Source organism: Prevotella lacticifex (assembly GCF_019973375.1).
Taxonomy (GTDB): Bacteria; Bacteroidota; Bacteroidia; order Bacteroidales; family Bacteroidaceae; genus Prevotella; species Prevotella lacticifex.
On the sequence record NZ_BPTV01000001.1, the window covers coordinates 2,024,498 to 2,039,587 of the forward strand.

The 15,090-nt window shown below is 46.7% G+C and carries 9 protein-coding genes and 2 tRNA genes; 8 read left to right on the forward strand and 3 right to left on the reverse strand.

Annotated features, from left to right (window positions below; all coding sequences use genetic code 11):
- Window positions 1-118: 118 nt before the first annotated feature.
- The 5 genes from LDN30_RS08015 to queG all read left to right on the forward strand — a co-directional run bounded on the left by LDN30_RS08015 (window position 119) and on the right by queG (window position 6,855).
- Window positions 119-1,057, forward strand: a complete 939-nt coding sequence (locus LDN30_RS08015; RefSeq protein ID WP_223926170.1) for a hypothetical protein — start codon at window positions 119-121, stop codon at window positions 1,055-1,057.
- A complete protein-coding gene (locus LDN30_RS08020; protein WP_223926171.1) occupies window positions 1,045-1,500 on the forward strand; it encodes a YqaA family protein in 456 nt (151 codons plus the stop codon). The genes LDN30_RS08015 and LDN30_RS08020 overlap by 13 nt, the downstream gene beginning before the upstream one ends.
- Window positions 1,501-1,588: 88 nt before the next feature.
- Entirely contained in the window at window positions 1,589-4,957 is a 3,369-nt protein-coding gene (locus LDN30_RS08025; protein ID WP_223926172.1) for a glycosyltransferase family 117 protein, read from the forward strand.
- 113 nt (window positions 4,958-5,070) lie between these two features.
- Window positions 5,071-5,682, forward strand: a complete 612-nt coding sequence (locus tag LDN30_RS08030) for a polysaccharide deacetylase family protein (protein WP_223926173.1) — start codon at window positions 5,071-5,073, stop codon at window positions 5,680-5,682.
- Between the two features lie 105 nt (window positions 5,683-5,787).
- On the forward strand, window positions 5,788-6,855 hold the full coding sequence (queG, locus tag LDN30_RS08035) for a tRNA epoxyqueuosine(34) reductase QueG (RefSeq protein ID WP_223926174.1): 1,068 nt from the start codon (window positions 5,788-5,790) through the stop codon (window positions 6,853-6,855).
- A 256-nt stretch (window positions 6,856-7,111) separates the two neighbouring features.
- Here the strand turns inward: queG and LDN30_RS08040 are convergent.
- The 3 genes from LDN30_RS08040 to tnpC (LDN30_RS08050) form a co-directional block, all read right to left on the reverse strand.
- Window positions 7,112-7,185 (reverse strand) — tRNA-Asp (locus LDN30_RS08040).
- Window positions 7,186-7,199: 14 nt separating this feature from the next.
- Window positions 7,200-7,276: transfer RNA gene (locus LDN30_RS08045), tRNA-Asp, on the reverse strand.
- Window positions 7,277-7,441: 165 nt separating this feature from the next.
- Entirely contained in the window at window positions 7,442-8,911 is a 1,470-nt protein-coding gene (tnpC, locus tag LDN30_RS08050) for an IS66 family transposase (RefSeq protein ID WP_223926175.1), read from the reverse strand.
- A 440-nt stretch (window positions 8,912-9,351) separates the two neighbouring features.
- Here tnpC (LDN30_RS08050) and tnpC (LDN30_RS08055) point away from each other — a divergent pair, with 440 nt between their 5' ends.
- The 3 genes from tnpC (LDN30_RS08055) to LDN30_RS08065 all read left to right on the forward strand — a co-directional run bounded on the left by tnpC (LDN30_RS08055) (window position 9,352) and on the right by LDN30_RS08065 (window position 15,084).
- Window positions 9,352-10,884 carry an IS66 family transposase gene (gene tnpC / locus LDN30_RS08055; protein ID WP_223926176.1) on the forward strand — a complete coding sequence of 511 codons (1,533 nt, stop codon included), beginning with the start codon at window positions 9,352-9,354 and terminating at the stop codon, window positions 10,882-10,884.
- Between the two features lie 570 nt (window positions 10,885-11,454).
- Window positions 11,455-12,780, forward strand: coding sequence for a radical SAM/SPASM domain-containing protein (locus LDN30_RS08060; protein WP_223926177.1), 1,326 nt, complete (start codon window positions 11,455-11,457; stop codon window positions 12,778-12,780).
- A gap of 6 nt (window positions 12,781-12,786) precedes the next feature.
- Window positions 12,787-15,084, forward strand: coding sequence for a TonB-dependent receptor (locus LDN30_RS08065; RefSeq protein ID WP_223926178.1), 2,298 nt, complete (start codon window positions 12,787-12,789; stop codon window positions 15,082-15,084).
- Window positions 15,085-15,090: the final 6 nt, after the last annotated feature.

Below are 15,090 nucleotides of genomic sequence, written 5' to 3' on the forward strand. Positions count from 1 at the left end.
ACGCGAAACATACTCAACCGGTTTGCAAATGGATTTGGTCGGATGAATAAGAACGGCCAAGTCTGTTTGCAAACAGATTCTGTCAACGAACAAAAAGATTTGAAATCAGGTAACAACAGTGATTAAACAAAAGCGTTTCCAAAACAGAATAGCGGAGAGCCGATGGTCTTCGCTCACTATGACGATCATAGCATTAGCCATTTGGTTTGCTGTAGGACTGATGACCTTTGAGCCTCACATTGTCACGTCATTCATCTGCATGGCAATGGCTTCGGTGATGATGGGACAGCTAAACAGCGCCAACGCACTCATCCGGATATATAGTCGGATGATAATGTGCACGTTCCTGGTCATCGTATCGGTAGCTACATTCCTCTTTTCCGACTATGCACCGGCCTTGGTAACACTTTGTTTTACAATCTTCTACACATTCCTTTTCCGCTGTTATCAGGACAAGAGTTCGCCGGGATGGATCTTCTATGCTTATCTTGCCATCGGTCTTGCAAGCGTATTCTGGGTTCAGGTTTTGTTTTTTTTGCCGTTCCTGTGGATTATTACTTCGACAAATCTGCTGGCGATGAACTTCCGAAACTTCATAGCCTCACTCCTTGGAGTCATAGCCCCTTACTGGTTCTTGTTGGCGTGGTATGCTTTCAAGAACGACATTCCGGCTTTTGCAGTCCACTTTAAGGAGTTGGCCAATTTCGGTCAGGTGGCTGGTATGCAGGTACTTACTTCCCATCAGCTTGTCACCTTGGCGTTCACGATTCTATTAGCTGTCACCGGTATGATTCACTTCGTCAACAAAGCGCACCTCGACAACATCAGGACAAGGCTTTTGTATGAGACTTTCATCACCATCGATCTTCTCACTATAGCCTTTATTATCCTCCAGCCTCAGCACTTCAAGTTCCTTTATGGTATTCTTGCTGTGAACACATCACCGCTTATCGGCCACTTCATTGCCCTGACGCACACTAAGTGGACCAACCGGTATTTCATTCTTCTGATAATTATGGCAATGGCTATTTGCGCATACAATATATGGATTCCATAACAAATTTCCTGCTCGACTACGGCTATTGGGGAATGCTCGTTGCAGCATTCCTCGCCGGGAGCTTCTTCCCTTTCTCTTCCGAGGCCGTCATGCTCGGGCTATTGGCAATGGGTCTGAAGCCTGTTCCACTCGTTGTCTATGGCACGATTGGTAATGTTGGAGGTTCAATGTTCAATTATTATATTGGGAGTCTCGGCAAGATAGAGTGGATAGAAAAGTATCTGCACGTCAAGAAATCATCACTTGAGAAAGCCGAAAAGTTCATGGACGGACGCGGGGCATGGATGGGGTTCTTCGCCTTTCTGCCATTCATCGGCTCAGCCATTACCATACTCCTTGGCTACAGCCGGGCCAACAAGGCGATATCACTCTTGTCAATAACAACGGGGAAGCTTCTGCGTTACATTATATTAATAGGGAGCGTCGTACTTGCCATTAAGTAAAATAATCTTTCATCTTTTCCCTTTTTCAATTAAAATCATTACCTTTGCACCGATTCTATCGAAATAACAGAGTTTATAATTAATAACAATGAAAAAGTTTAAGTTAGTGGACTGCATTGTCGGATGGGTTGTGTTTGCCATAGCCTCATTCGTCTATTGCTCGACCATTGAACCGACAGCCTCCTTCTGGGACTGCCCTGAGTTCATCACAACTGCTTACAAGCTTGAGATCGGCCACCCGCCTGGGGCACCGTTCTTCATGCTCACAGCTAATCTATTCACACAGTTTGTCAACGACCCGACATTAGTTGCCAAGATGGTCAATACGATGAGTGCTCTCCTGAGTGCCACCTGTATCCTCTTCCTTTTCTGGACCATCAGCCATCTGACCCGTCGCCTTATCGTTCGCGACGGCGAGGCACCTACGCTGAGTAAGGCTATTGCCATTGAAGGCTCAGCACTTGTCGGCGCACTAATCTACTGCTTCAGCGACACTTTCTGGTTCTCAGCAGTAGAAGGTGAGGTATATGCCTACTCATCGGCATTCACTGCCGTTGTATTCTGGCTGATACTGAAATGGGAAGAACATGCCGACGAGCCTCACAGCGACCGTTGGCTCGTGCTCATTACCTATATGACGGGACTGTCAATAGGCGTGCACCTGCTCAACCTTCTGTGTATCCCAGCTATAGTGCTGGTGTTCTACTACAAGAAATGGCCAGATGCCAACCTCAAAGGCTCACTTTTAGCCCTGCTTCTATCGTTCATTATTGTTGCAGCAGTACTTTATGGAGTAGTGCCAGGCATCATCACTGTAGGCGGTTGGTTCGAACTATTCTTCACCAATACCCTCGGTATGCCGTTCAACACCGGAACGATAATTTACATCTTCGTACTCGTTGCAGGAGTTGTATGGGCCATCTATGAAACTTACACCAACAAGAGTCTCACCCGCGAGAACATTGCTTTCCTCGTGGCAGTAGCCCTTCTTGGTATACCTTTCTATGGATTTGGCTGGAGCGCATTCATCACAGGAGTAGTAATCCTTGCCATCCTATGGTTCGTCCTCAAGAAATGCAAGAACATTATTACCTCCCGTGTCAAGAATACAGCCTTACTGTGTATGCTCATGCTGATGATCGGCTACTCATCCTATGCCCTCATCATCATCCGTTCTACATCCAATCCCCCAATGGATCAGAACTCGCCTGAGGATATCTTCACACTCGGAAACTATCTGAGCCGTGATCAGTATGGCGACCGTCCATTGTTCTATGGACAGGCTTACACTTCTCAGTTGTCCTACCACCCAGTAGGCGATGGCATGCAGGCTCCTGATGTTCAGGATGGCGCACCTATATATGAGAAGAAAGAAAAGTCAAGTCCTAACGAGCCCGACTCATACTTCGTACCTACCCACAAGGATAAGTACATCTACTCTGAGAACATGCTCTTCCCACGAATGTACGATCAGGCTCACGCCCAGGATTATGAATCGTGGATGGGCGGAGTGACAAAGCATGATGCCGGTGATGGCACAGAGATTCCAACGCAGGGTGAGAACCTTCGTTTCTTCATGTCCTACCAGTGCAACTTCATGTACTGGCGTTACTTCATGTGGAACTTCTGCGGCCGTCAGAACGACATTCAGGGCAATGGTGAGCTCGAGCATGGCAACTGGATAACCGGCATCCCATTCATCGATAATGCAATGTACGGCGACCAGAGTCTTCTTCCCGATGAGCTAAAGGCATACGATCCTGTCACCAACCCGTCGGGAAACAAAGGTCACAACGTCTACTATGGACTGCCGTTGCTTCTCGGTCTCATCGGATTCTTCTGGCAGGCATTCCGTGGCAAACGCGGCATACAGCAGTTTTGGGTTGTCGGTTTCCTGTTCCTCATGACAGGACTCGCCATAGTCTTCTACCTCAACCAGACTCCGAGCCAGCCTCGTGAGCGCGACTATGCATACGCAGGTTCGTTCTATGCTTTCGCTATATGGTGCGGACTTGGTGTTGCCGCCATCATCGACTGGCTGAAGAAGCTCAAGCTCCAGCCTGTGGCCGTAGCAGCAGTAGTGTCGCTTCTCGCCCTCTTCGTGCCTATTCAGATGGGCAGCCAGAACTGGGACGACCACGACCGTTCAAACCGCTACACATGCCGCGACTTCGGACGCAACTACCTCATGAGTCTGCAGCCTAAGAGCAACGCTATCATCTTCACCAACGGCGACAACGACACCTTCCCTCTGTGGTACAACCAGGAGGTAGAAGGCCAGGGCACCGAGTTCCGCGTCTGCAACCTCAGCTACCTGTCGACCGACTGGTATATCGACCAGATGCTGCGCCCGGCCTACGATTCCAAACCTGCGCCAATCACATGGAGCCGTCTGGAGTATGTCACCGGAACTAACGAGTACATACGTGTCAATCCGGACATGAAAGATGATATCAACGACCTGTACAAGAACTATCCTCAGCAGGCCAAGGCTATCTTCGGTGACAATCCTTACGAGCTGAAGAACATCCTTAAATACTGGGTGCGCAACGACTTCACCGCTCAGCAGAAGAGCATGCTCAAGCAACTCTACGGCTTCGGCTCCGACCAGGAGATGCGTCAGGCTCTGAACGTGATTCCTACCGACACTATCTATCTTACTGTCGACAAGAACGCCGTTCTCAAGAGTGGAATGCAGGTTAACAAGGACTCCATCCCCAACCAGATGGTCATCTCGCTTGCCGGCAAGTCTACACTCATCAAGTCGAACCTGATGATGCTGGAAATGCTTGCCAACGCCGACTGGACACGTCCATTGTACATCGCCACCACTGTGGGCTCTGATGCTTATGCAGGTCTCGGCAACAACCAATTGCAGGAAGGCCTTGCCAACCGCATTGTTCCTTACACCGTCGATCCTGACGACAACATGGATGTCAACAAGACCTACGATGCCGTCATGAACCGCTTCCGCTTTGGTGGACTGTCGCGCAAGGAACTGTACATCGACCAGACCGTCATGCGCATGTGCTACACTCACCGTCGCCTGATGGCACAGTTAGCTATGGCCCTGCTCCGTAAGGGCGACAAGGCCCGCGCTCAGAAGGTCCTCGAGAAGTCCGACAAGGAAATACCTTATTATAACGTTCCGGTGAACGTCATGGCCGGCGATATGGACATCGCCCAGGCATGGTATCTCCTTGGCCGCAAGGACAAGGCCCGTCAGCTCGCTGACCAGTTGTGGAAGACCGCAAGCCAGTACGTCAATTTCTATCTCAGCCTTGACGACCGCGGCTTCAACATGGGTATGGAGACATGCCGCATGCAACTCGGCTACACAATGGCCAATCTTCTGCAAATGACCTCTGAACTCGATCCACAATGGAGCAACAGTCATCGTTCGTCCTATGGACAGTTCATGCAGCGCTACCAGAGTAAGGGTGGCCAGATTCAATAACTCTGAACTCTGACAAGAACCAATAAAACCGGACATAAGCCTGTCGGTAAGGTCCGATTTTATTGGTTTTTTCTTTCTTTTATACTAACGAACAACAATAATCCGTATAAGCATTGATAATAGAACAACCAGCCAAATGGCTCAGATGGATTTATCCCCACGCGTTGTGGCGAATGGACACCAACGAGCATGCCGTCTACATCACCTTCGACGACGGTCCCATTCCTGAGAGCACTCCCTTCATTCTCGAAACCTTGCGCAAGTTCAACGTCAAGGCCACGTTCTTCATGGTCGGCGACAACGTCCGCAAGTATCCTAAGCTCTACGAGCAGATCGTTGCCGACGGACATCAGGTAGGCAACCACACCTTCCATCATCTTGGTTCCTTCAAGCACTGGACGATAACCTACGCCATGGATGTGTACGATGCCAACGAGCTTATCCACTCCCATCTCTTCCGCCCGCCACATGGTTGGATGCGGCACGCCGTCTACTGGTGGCTGAAACGAAAGTTCACCATAGTCATGTGGGATCTCGTCACACGCGACTATTCAAAATGGCTCAATGCCGACGACGTATTCAACAACGTGAAGCGATATGCCCGCAACGGCTCCATCATAACGTTCCACGACTCACTGAAGAGCATCGACAAACTACATACAGCACTGCCTCAGAGTCTGCAATGGCTGAAAGACCAGGGATATGAGTTCAAGGTGATACCCTGATCCTCCCGCTACAACAGTATTATTATTGCAGCATCATGGCCTTTATTACTGGTGCCACCATTACTCAGTGGCATCTCTTCAGTCTGCACTATAACAATATTCCACATGCCACACAGCGATACCAATAATACAACAGCACACGACTTCAGCGGATCTGCGACTCTGGAGGAATCGATAAAGTCCGAGGCTAAGCGTCTCGGCTTTTTTGCCTGTGGCATAGCACAGGCAGGTCCCGTCGATGCAGCCACCCAGCAGCATGTGCGCACATGGGTAGCCGAAAAAGACTATGCCACAATGGAATATATGAGCAACAACCTCGAGAAACGCCTCGACCCTACCCTGCTCGTCCCTGGAACGAAGAGCATCATCAGTCTGGCTCTCAACTATGCTCCTAAACAAGAGATCACCGGTCACATGCCCGACAACTACAATTTTGCCGCCTATGCCCTTGGCAAAGACTATCACGACATCATGAAGAAGAAGATGACGCTCCTTGCCAATAAATTCGGATGGACGATGATTCCTAATCAGCCAAGGGTCAGCAGCACGGCAAGCACAGCACACTGCGACAGTAATACAGAGGTGTCCTCCCCTACACCCGACAACGATACCGTCCGCTATCGTTGTTTCGTCGACAGTGCCCCTGTGCTCGAACGCTATTGGGCCGTCAAAGCCGGACTCGGATGGATAGGCCGCAACCATTCGCTTATCATCCCCCATGCCGGTACGATGTTCTTCCTCGGCGAAATTTTTGTCAGCGTCAGCCTCAACGCCGATAAGCCTGTACGCAACTTCTGCGGACAGTGCAGGCGCTGCATCGACGCTTGTCCCACTCATGCCCTCTCCACTATTCCTTTCGACACATCGCTCTGCCTGAGCTACCAGACTATAGAAAATCGTGGCGAACTGTCAACACTGGCCAAGAAGTCGATGGGCGACACCATCTACGGCTGCGACCGATGCCAGCAGGCCTGTCCGTGGAACCGCTTTGCCACACCAACCACAGACCCCGACATGCAGCCGAGCGAGGAATTCCTGAAGATGACAAAGGAAGACTGGCGCAACCTCGATATCGAGCAGTACAGGCGGCTCTTCAAAGGCTCTGCCGTGAAGCGCGCCAAATACGAGGGACTCATGCGAAACATCAAAGCCGCAAGCCAGGAAAAACAATAACTGCTGCACCATGTCGACGACGTCGACATCCGTCTCTGTATACACCGCATCATATCAAACTTCTTCTCTATAGCTTATTCGTGGAGGGAGGAACACATTCACCCCCACTACACCAATAAGGGGCTCTATCAACAAAATACACTGGTGAATAGGTCCAACGCAAGCATACGCACACGCTGACGAACCCTATGACAACCAAGACTCAAGAGAAACCCAACAACAAAAAACCCTGAAGAAATAATCTCCAAGGTTTCCGCGGTGCGTACGAGATTCGGACTCGTGACCTCCTGCGTGACAGGCAGGCATTCTAACCAACTGAACTAACGCACCATAATCGGTGAAGTTGGCGGTGCGTACGAGATTCGGACTCGTGACCTCCTGCGTGACAGGCAGGCATTCTAACCAACTGAACTAACGCACCATTTTACTTCGTATAGCCGATTTTTGATTAGCGAGTGCAAAGGTAGAGGTTTTCTTCCGATTGACCAAACATTGCATAAGAAAAGTTTTCGCTATTAATGTTTATTAACAAGTCGAGTCTCTTGTGGTAACTACTCAGTCTTTTTTTGTCGGCGCAGCTAAGTAACTATTCAGCGATAGGTACGGCAGGGCTGTCCGTAGCACCAAACAGTGCTCGGATTGCCTCAAATGGTGTCTGCTTATGTTTCTTCGCAGTTTCTATTATTGAATGCAGGTCAAAGAAAGCATCTGCACCTAAGTCCGATCTAAAGGTACCAGAGTTCTTCAGTTTTATCTTCAACTTTCTTATGCCTCGTTCGCTTGCATTGTTGTCAGAAGGAATCAGAGGATCCTCCAGAAAGTTGAAGATATAATCCCTGCATTTTATAAGACCGTTCTTGAGACGCTGAAACTGTTCCTTAAATCCTTCCAAATTCTTCTTGAGCAGAGCATCAAGCTTTTCGAGCCACGGTTCTTTTTCAATATACTCGTTAGGCCTTGTATTCATTTCGTGGATTGCCTCCTTCAAAAGTTTTTCAACTTCTCCAGACCATTGCTGTGTTGTGTCGAGTTCGTTCAGATATTGCAGCTCTCTAAGTATATGCGCAAGACAAACCTGATGGTTCAAGAAGTGCAAGGCAAAATAGGCACTATGGCGATCTGTTACTGCTATCATTCTCTCAAGGCTGTCACCAAAACGACTTTCAAGCTCCTTAGAACTTCTTCCTCCAGCACGGAACAAGAGTGTAAAATACACTGTCTGTGCTATCCAAGCCCAGTCCAGCCGTTTGTTGCAATAGCAGCCCGACTCGTCAAAGCCTACAACTTTTGACTGCATAATGAGCTTCTTAATTTTGTCAATAGCAGGCTTTGCTTTTGTCTTGGCCTCGTTTATCCAGTTAACCATGGAGCCCTCGCTTATCGAAAGATTACACACTTCGAGTAAGAAGTCGGCAATGCGACCATAAGGCAGGAACTGTACTACCGAAAGATAGACGACGAGGCTTTTGACAGAAGCGTCATAGACAACGGCATTTGCCCCGCGTTTCCTTGCAACGTGGGATTGTATTCTTGCTCCGCACTTACTACAGATAGCAACATAATGTCTGATTTCTTTTACTATAGGCTTCATTTCAGGAAGAGATATCACCTGTGTAACATAATCCATCACAAGCTCACTATCTTCGAGCGAGTTGCCGCATTCGTTACAGTAATTAGGAATTATGTTTTCAACGGAATCCGGACTGTCTGTCTTCAAAAGTGTACAGCCCTTGTGTCCTGCTTGTCCACCCGGCTTACGACCGCTCGTTTTGCGCAGCGTCTTAGTACGCCGGACGACTTCGTCCTGTATCTTCTCCTTGGAAGGTGGCGTGCTGCTGTTGTTGGAGTTCTTGTCTGGAGTTTCGTACTTTGCAAGACGCTTTCTAAGATCCTCTATTATCGCATTGCGTTTGCTGACCTCGACGTTCAGTTTGTTAATGTTACGGTTAAGATTGCATATAGTATCATGCTGCGAATCGATGGTTTTCTGCATCGACCCCAGCTTCTCATTCATGCTTTTCAGCACATCTGCTATATCCGTAACTATCTCTTTCACAGATACAAAGGTACGAAAAAAGTCTGAAATAAGCAAACAAAAACAGAACTATTTTCATACTTATTTTGCTGATTGATAGGCATTTAAACAAGGCTCATAATTGAGATAACCATCAGAAAGAGAAATTGGGCGGGCATTCGCTGAATAGTTACGCAGCTAAGTTCTAAGGTTAAAGTCTTTTAAAGTTGTTCGTGACAGAAATCAAGTATTGTTATATTCCGCCGAGATGTTACAAATTTACATGGCAAGCGGTTCAACCTATGCCGTATTATGGAAGCATTTTCCACAGCTGTCTTGTTTTACCAATTAGGTTATTGGAGTTATCAAAGTTGTTGAAGACACGTTGTGGGCGTTTTCCATTTTTTGCAGTTTTCAGGAGCCATGTTAAGAGCGCGTTAACACTATTTGGCCGGTTGAGTAGTTATGCCTAAATTTGCACCATGACATATAAAGATTTAGGCGCACTTACCGATCCTTTGGAGGCTGTAAAGTCTTTGTTTGCCGAGATGACCACTATGAAAGAGGAGCTCTCGGCAACCAAGAGCGATGTGGCGCGCCTAAACCGCAACAACACAAAACTTGTAGTAGAGAATCGCAACCTTAAGGCGGAACTGGCTCAAACCAAGGAAGAACTGTCAAGGCTGAAAAAGGAAGCTCCCGTCGAGAAAGACAGCACCAATTCGAGCATTCCTCCCACAAAACAGTCCATTGCAAAGCAAATAATCCAGCACACAAGCTCACTTCGGAAGCCGTCCGGAAAGAATCCGGATGGACAGCCGGGTCATGCTGGGCACTCCCTTGACAAGAATACCTCTCCGGACAAGACAATAGAACATAAGGCGAAAACATGCCCTTTTTGCGGACATGCAATCCCGGAAGACGCCGAACAGGTGTGCGTAAAAACCATACAGGAGATAGAAATAACCGGTCCAATGCAACCTTGCTCTGTCACAGAGCACAAGTATTATTCTGCAGTTTGCACGCATTGCCACAAGGCTGCAAGAGCAGAGTCTGTAACAGGAGACTGCAAGAAGGTCATGTACGGCCCGGTACTTCAGACCATGGTCGTGTACCTTTCTGTAGTGCAGTCCGTACCCTACAACCGGATAGCGGAGATTATGAGGGATATTTTTATGGTGCCGACCTTTTCCGAGGGTACTGTGAAAAACATCCTGAGCAAGAACAAGCACAAGGCGACCCCTGTATATGACAGCATACTGTCATACATCGAGAAGTTCAAAGCCGCAGGCATGGACGAGACTGGCGCATACATCAATCAAAGACTGTGCTGGTTCTGGTGCCTGCAATGCCCGAAATTATGCTATGTCTTCGCTGACGAGTCAAGAGGATTAAAGGCCTTGGAACGGCATGGTATACTAAAGCACCTGGAGGACATCATCCTATACACTGACCTTCATGGTACGTATTTTAAGCTGAAGGTCAGGGGACACCAGGTGTGCCTTGTTCATTTACTGAGAAACCTTCAGTATCTGTGCGACCTCAACAAAGAACAGCATTGGGCCTCGGACATACAAGAATTGCTACGACAGGCCATACATGAGAGCAATACCAAACCGCGAGAGCAGATAGATATTGGAAGCCTCAAAAAACAATTGCACAAATTGCTGGAACAGGATGTGTCCTCCTACGAAAGAAAAGGGTGCAAGGATTTTCAAGCTCTGCAAAACGGACTTATAAACTGCGAGCAGTATATCTTCACATTCCTTGAGCAAGAGGGTGTCCCGCATCATAACAACTCTAGCGAGGGGGCCATAAGAATATTGAAAGTAAAGTCAAAGGTCTCAGGAGGATTCAGAACTGAAGTCGGGGCAGACGAGTACGCTTGTTTTCATTCTATAGTGGAGACTGCGAAAAGAAATGGTGTTTCGAAATTCAAGGCTCTGTTCCAACTCATCTCGGACATGGCTCCCAAGGATGACTTTATCGGAAGACTCTTATCAGAGAACGACTAATTTTAGTCGTTCCGAACCATCATGTCAAAAAGACTGAGTAGTTACCGATTTGTATTCTTTGTTTAAAAATATGTTACAGCCAAGGTTTAATAAAGTTTAAAATAAAGAATTTTTCGACGAAAAGTTTGGAATCTATAATATTTTTTACTTAATTTGCAATTAACTTAAAATATATGTAGATTATGGATAAGAAATATGAAATTGAAGAACTCGTTAGAGGAGATATCCTTGACGGAAGCTTGATGGAGATTGTTACAGGCGGAGTTAGTTCGAAGCATAGTGCTGCTGTTGGTGAATGCAGCTATTCTTGTGTTTATACAATGTGCAACTATTCGGCATGTTCATATAATTTCTGTCAATACGGATTTTGCCGTTACGACATATGTAAGCATGCTGTTTGTGCTCTTACTATTGCCTTGTAGGTATTAAATACTCTCAAAGGAATTTTTCTTTAGGTGAATTAAGTTCATTTCAAATAATGGGAATAGTGTGTGATCCCTTTCATCCAAATTAATTGGGATGAAAACGTTGTATGTCGTATCTGTATCTATTTAGAAGAATAAATATAATATGAAATTAAGAAAATCAAAATATACCTTTCTTTTAGATGCAGGAGGAAAGTATCTAGTATACAATTCTGCAAAGAACAATTTCTGGAAAGTTAATGATAATGTCTTTGAATTTATCAAGTATTTGGATTCTATAGAAATACAGAATGCCTCTGAGAGAGAACTAGCATCTTTTCTTCATCGTCTTTCCATAATAAATACTGATGAGGAAGATAGAAATATTGCGGATAATTTTAAATTGAGATTCTTGGCAAATTCTTTTTCTAAGGATCATTTAGATCTGACGATTGCTCCGACCTTAAAATGTAATCTTTGTTGTCCATATTGTTTTGAAGAGAACAAACCTTTATTTGTTATGGATAAAGCCATCTGTGACAAGATAGTTAAATTTGTTAAAAAACATAATTTCGCTAAAAAAATCAGAATAACATGGTTTGGTGGCGAACCGTTGCTCTGTGTTGGAAAAATCGATTACATATTGAAGGAACTTTCTAAGACGAACTTTCCTGATTTAGAGTATCAAGAAATTATTACTAACGGAACACTCCTTAGAGGTTATAACCTGCGATTGTTTAAGGATTACAAGTTTAATGCTATTCAGGTGACATTTGATGGCTCAGAGTTAAACCATGATAAAAAGAGGAAAACAGCTAATGGATCTGGTACATATAATATAATCCTAAGTAATCTTGATGAATTTGTATCTTTGTTCCCATCTATTGATATTAAAATACGAATAAATATAGATAAAAGCAACGGTGACGATTTTCTTTATCTTAACGATTTCTTAACTAATAGATATAAGGGGAAAAAGAATCTCTTCATTTATCCAGGGGTTCTAAAATCATGTAGTACTTCTATAAAGAATGCTCCTTTCTTATGTAATTCGGAAGTAAGTGCTTTATACATGCGGTATATGAGTCATGGATATCTAATATCATATCCGAGGTATAATTATTTTGGATGTGGAGCAAATCAACTGTCATCTTACGTTATTGGGCCAAGGGGTGAATTGTACAAGTGTTGGCAGGACTTAGGTAAGGATGATAGAATCGTTGGTAGCATCTTTGATGATGAATATTCAAATGATAATTTGCTTAATGGCTATCTGTTGCATGGCTCTCATATGAATGATAGTTCCTGCATGGAATGTCCGATTATGCCCATTTGTGACAGCAATTGTGCAAATGACCGATTGGATAATTTATTCAACAATGCGAATCATGAACTCTGTAGTATATATAGAGAGCATGACTATCAATTACTTAAAGATAAATTAGTTGAAATTTATAATTTGATTGAGCAAAATCGTTCACACATCAAATAGTTGACTATGAAGCATCTTCTAACTGTAGTTCTATTATTATATTCGTTAGTAAGCCTTGGACAGTCGGCTGGGCCCTATGAGGTCAACGGCACTATCTTTGAGTCGCCGCAGCAGCCGTTGGAAGGTGTGTTGGTAACGCTGAAATGTGATAGTCTGGAGCTGAAGACCACAACAGATAATTACGGCAACTACTCGATAAAATACAAGTCGGCGAATCCGTGTGTCATACGTTTCTCGAAGGAGGGCTACAAGCCGTCAGGCGGCACTTTTCAGCCACAGCCGCTGACGACGATAAGCATTCCTTTAGAGAGGGACGAGAAGACGGTGAACTTGAAGGAGGTGACGGTGAAGGGTAGCCGCGTGATAACCAATGGCAATAAGACAACGTATCTGCCCGACGAGAATCAGACTAAGGCGAGCCACGACGGTATAGACCTGCTCTTCCAGCTAGGCATCCCGCAGCTGGAGGTAAACCCAATGACGGGGAGCGTAGCCTCGGCGGACAAGTCGGATGTGGCGTTCTATATAGAGAACAGAAAGGTGACGCTGACAGAGATAGGACAGCTCAGGGCCAAGGACATAAAATCGGTGGAATATTACGACAATGCCGTCGACCGCTTTCCCGGCGAACAGAAGGTGCTCAACTATGTGCTGTATCATTATGAGGCCGGAGGATACGTCGATGTGGCTACCGACACGCGACTTATCGACCGCTCGGGAAAATACAATGCGCAGGTGAGCCTCGACACGAAGAAAGTCAATTTCGTTCTTTTGGGAGGCATCGGCATGCAGAAAGACGACGGTCTTGGCAATGACCAGACAGAGAAGATTGCCCTCGACAATCCTTTCGCCAAGACATCGTCGTCGCTGTCGGGCGTCAACAAAAGCAGAAACTACAACTCGCTCTTCAGAACAACATATAATACCAAGCGTACAACGGTCGTGGGACAGGCAGCGCTCTCGTTGTCACGAGTGCCGCGATTGGAACAGCTATCGGCCACGGAGTACTCTCCAGCCGTTTATCCCAACTCCACGGCTGACGACTTCTCTAAGCAGCGCAGCTCCACATTCACCGCAACGGCCTTCCTGCGGCATAACTTCAATGACGTGTACTCTCTCGACTGGCGCGTCGTCTACAACTACAGCGACAACAACTACCACAGAAGATACTCCGAGACGGATGCTGCCGACCCTATCTTGAGCCACACAAAAGAATACCTCAACAACGTTGATACGCGGCTGAACTACCGGATAAAGCTCAACAGCGCAAGCAGTCTGGGACTCTTCGTCTGGGAAACCTACACTAAGAGCAAGGACCGCTATCTCTATGCCGAGAATGGGATGATGCAGAATCTAGAGAGCAATGAGTTTCAGCTCTATCCTACGTATCAGACAATGATTGGCAGCAGCTTGTCGCTGAACATGCAGGCCGGATTCGACGTGAGCAGCTATAAGGCCAAAGACTGTAAACGGCAGACAAAGGTATGGCCGCGGCCCGTCGTGACGGTCAACTGGAGGATGTCGAGTCACAATACGCTGATGTTCGACGCGAGAATGGGGTCGTCGTATCCCACAATGAACACCTTCACGGCGGCGCAGCAACGCGTCAATTTCTATGAGGTCCTTCAGGGTAATCCTGCGTTGGGAACGACGAGGATTGTCGATGCCGTCATTGCGCACAGCCTCACGGAGAGTCATTTCCAGCTTTCGAGCTACGTTGGCTACTCACAGCTGATAAACGTCATGAAGAACGACTATCAGGCTCACGGACAGACACTCATCCACAGCTACATCACCGACGGCAACTATCGTGGCGTGGATGCCGGCATCAACGCGGCTCTGTTCCTCTTCGACCGTAGCCTGCAACTGAAAGGTGGGGCGGGCTACCACCACCAGTCGCTGACGGGCGATTATGCGGCGCATAACAACATCGTAAGCTACAATCTCGACATGATGTACTATCGCGGAAAGTTCAACGCCTATGCCTTCTTCCGTCCGACGCAGAAATATCTCTTCAGCAGTCCGGAGTTCGTAAGGACCTGTCCTTCCTATGGTATGGCAGCGGGGTGGTCGGACAACGGATGGAAATCGGAACTTGGCGTGAGAAATATCTTCACTAAGAGTAAACCCTACTACGAATTCTTCGACTTCAACAGCTATGCCTACGACAAGCAGGCTTACTCCGACCGTTTCGGCCCTCAGGTCTATCTCAAACTGAGCTACAGCTTCGACTTCGGCCGGAAGATAAAGCATGAGAATATAGAGCAGGATGCCGCACCGCAGTCGGGAATTCTCCATCCGTAGATGCGG